The sequence below is a fragment of the Fructilactobacillus sp. X3R5C2 genome (assembly GCF_059901175.1).
Genome location: NZ_JBWXVC010000010.1, coordinates 1 through 3,258 on the forward strand (window position 1 = coordinate 1; position 3,258 = coordinate 3,258).

General features: G+C 49.0%; 2 rRNA genes. Both read right to left on the reverse strand.

Annotated features, from left to right (window positions below):
- A 5S ribosomal RNA gene (gene rrf, locus AC6UD4_RS07175) occupies positions 1 to 117 on the reverse strand.
- Positions 118 to 189: 72 nt separating this feature from the next.
- A 23S ribosomal RNA gene (locus AC6UD4_RS07180) occupies positions 190 to 3,107 on the reverse strand.
- Between the last annotated feature and the right edge of the window lie 151 nt (positions 3,108 to 3,258).

The following is a 3,258-nucleotide window of genomic DNA, read 5'->3' on the forward strand; positions in this document are numbered from 1 at the left end:
GCGTGGCAACGTCCTACCCTTGCAGGGGGCGATCCCCCAACTACTCTTGGCGTGCTGAAGCTTAACTTCTGTGTTCGGCATGGGAACAGGTGTATCCTTCAGGCTTTCGCCACCACACTTAGAAAGAACTTCGTTCTCTCAAAACTAGATAATATCTTCTCTGCCCGATTAACTTCCACTTCTTTTTGCTTGGTTAAGTCCTCGACCGATTAGTATTAGTCCGCTTCACGTATCACTACGCTTCCACTTCTAACCTATCTACCTGATCATCTTTCAGGGGTCTTACTTCCATAAAGGAATGGGAAATCTCATCTCGAGGCGAGTTTCACACTTAGATGCTTTCAGCGTTTATCTCATCCATACATAGCTACCCAGCTGTGCGCCTGGCGGCGCAACTGGTACACCAGCGGTATGTCCATCCCGGTCCTCTCGTACTAGGGATAGCTCCTCTCAAATTTCCTGCGCCCGCGACGGATAGGGACCGAACTGTCTCACGACGTTCTGAACCCAGCTCGCGTACCGCTTTAATGGGCGAACAGCCCAACCCTTGGGACCAACTACAGCCCCAGGATGCGATGAGCCGACATCGAGGTGCCAAACCTCCCCGTCGATGTGAACTCTTGGGGGAGATAAGCCTGTTATCCCCAGGGTAGCTTTTATCCGTTGAGCGATGGCCCTTCCATATGGTACCACCGGATCACTAAGCCCGACTTTCGTCCCTGCTCGACCTGTATGTCTCGCAGTCAAGCTCCCTTCTGCCTTTACACTCTTTGAATGATTTCCAACCATTCTGAGGGAACCTTTGGGCGCCTCCGTTACTATTTAGGAGGCGACCGCCCCAGTCAAACTGCCAACCAGACACTGTCTCCGAGCACGTTGAGTGCTCAGGGTTAGAGTGTTCACATAGCAAGGGTAGTATCCCAATGACGCCTCCGCCGAAGCTAGCGCTCCGGTTTCAATGGCTCCTACCTATCCTGTACAAGCTGTGCAAACACCCAATATCAAGCTACAGTAAAGCTCCATGGGGTCTTTCCGTCCTGTCGCGGGTAACCTGCTTCTTCACAGGTATCTTAATTTCACCGAGTCTCTCGTTGAGACAGTGCCCAGATCGTTACGCCTTTCGTGCGGGTCGGAACTTACCCGACAAGGAATTTCGCTACCTTAGGACCGTTATAGTTACGGCCGCCGTTTACTGGGGCTTCATTTCGGAGCTTCGCCGAAGCTAACTCTTCCACTTAACCTTCCAGCACCGGGCAGGCGTCAGCCCCTATACGTCATCTTACGATTTTGCAGAAACCTGTGTTTTTGATAAACAGTCGTCTGGGCCTCTTCACTGCGGCTGTCCGTTAGGACAGCACCCCTTCTTCCGAAGTTACGGGGTCATTTTGCCGAGTTCCTTAACGAGAGTTCTCTCGCTCACCTGAGGATACTCTCCTCGACTACCTGTGTCGGTTTGCGGTACGGGTAGTTATTAACTCGCTAGAAGCTTTTCTCGGCAGCGTGACATCAGTTGCTTCCCTACTATAATTTCGGTCCTCATCGTCGCTTGTCAACTCGATCAAAAGCATTTCTCTCTTGACCTGACTTACGACTTGAACATCCATCTCCATCAGGATGCACAACTTAGCCTTCTGCGTTCCTCCATCACTCAAACGTTAATAACTAGTACAGGAATCTCAACCTGTTATCCATCGTCTACGCCTCTCGGCCTCGACTTAGGTCCCGACTAACCCTGGGTGGACGAGCCTTCCCCAGGAAACCTTAGTCATTCGGTGAATCAGATTCTCACTGATTTTTCGCTACTCATACCGGCATTCTCACTTCTAAGCGCTCCACTAGTCCTTACGGTCTAGCTTCATTGCCCTTAGAACGCTCTCCTATCACGCGACAAAGTCGCGTCCGCAGTCTCGGTAATATGCTTAGCCCCGGTAAATTTTCGGCGCAGAATCACTCGACTAGTGAGCTATTACGCACTCTTTAAATGGTGGCTGCTTCTGAGCCAACATCCTAGTTGTCTATGCAACTCCACTGCCTTTTCCACTTAGCATATATTTAGGGACCTTAACTGGCGGTCTGGGCTGTTCCCCTTTCGACGATGGATCTTATCACTCATCGTCTGACTCCCGGATATAAATCAATGGTATTCGGAGTTTATCTGAACTTAGTAATCCAAGACGGACCCCTTGTCCAAACAGTGGCTCTACCTCCATGATTCTAAACTCCGAGGCTAACCCTAAAGCTATTTCGGAGAGAACCAGCTATCTCCAAGTTCGTTTGGAATTTCACCGCTATCCACACCTCATCCCAGCACTTTTCAACGTACACGGGTTCGGACCTCCGGTGCGTATTACCGCACTTTCATCCTGGACATGGATAGATCACCTGGTTTCGGGTCTATGGCAACATACTTCAACGCCCTATTCAGACTCGCTTTCGCTTCGGCTCCGCTTTTTCAACTTAACCTTGCATGCAACTATAACTCGCCGGTTCATTCTACAAGAGGCACGCTATCACCCTTAAACGGGCTCTAACTGCTTGTAGGCACATGGTTGCAGGAACTATTTCACTCCCCTTCCGGGGTGCTTTTCACCTTTCCCTCACGGTACTGGTTCACTATCGGTCACTAGGTAGTATTTAGCCTTGGGAGATGGTCCTCCCGGCTTCCGACGACGTTTCACGTGTGTCGCCGTACTCAGGATCCTGAACTGAGGGAACCTGATTTCGTCTACTGGGCTATCACCATCTATGGTTCAGCTTCCCAACTGATTCGACTATCAGATTCTTTTGTAACTCAAATGTTCAGTCCTACAACCCCGACCAGTAAACTGATCGGTTTGGGCTGTTCCCCGTTCGCTCGCCGCTACTGAGGGAATCGAAATTTTTTTCTACTCCTGCGGGTACTTAGATGTTTCAGTTCCCCGCGTCTACCGCACGGCAGCTATGAATTCACTGTCGTGCAATCATCGACTAAGATGATTGGGTTTCCCCATTCGGAAATCTCCGGATCAAAGCTTACGTACAGCTCCCCGAAGCATATCGGTGTTAGTTCCGTCCTTCATCGGCTCCTAGTACCAAGGCATTCACCATGCGCCCTTAATAACTTAACCTGCATCACTTCGTGATGTAAGTTATTGAGTATTTGCGATTTAAACTATTTTAAAAAACTCAAATAACGTAGTGGTTATTTCTCGGTTAAAATTATAATTAAAATATAATTAATACAGAAAATAATATTATCTAGTTTTCAAAGAACAAAGT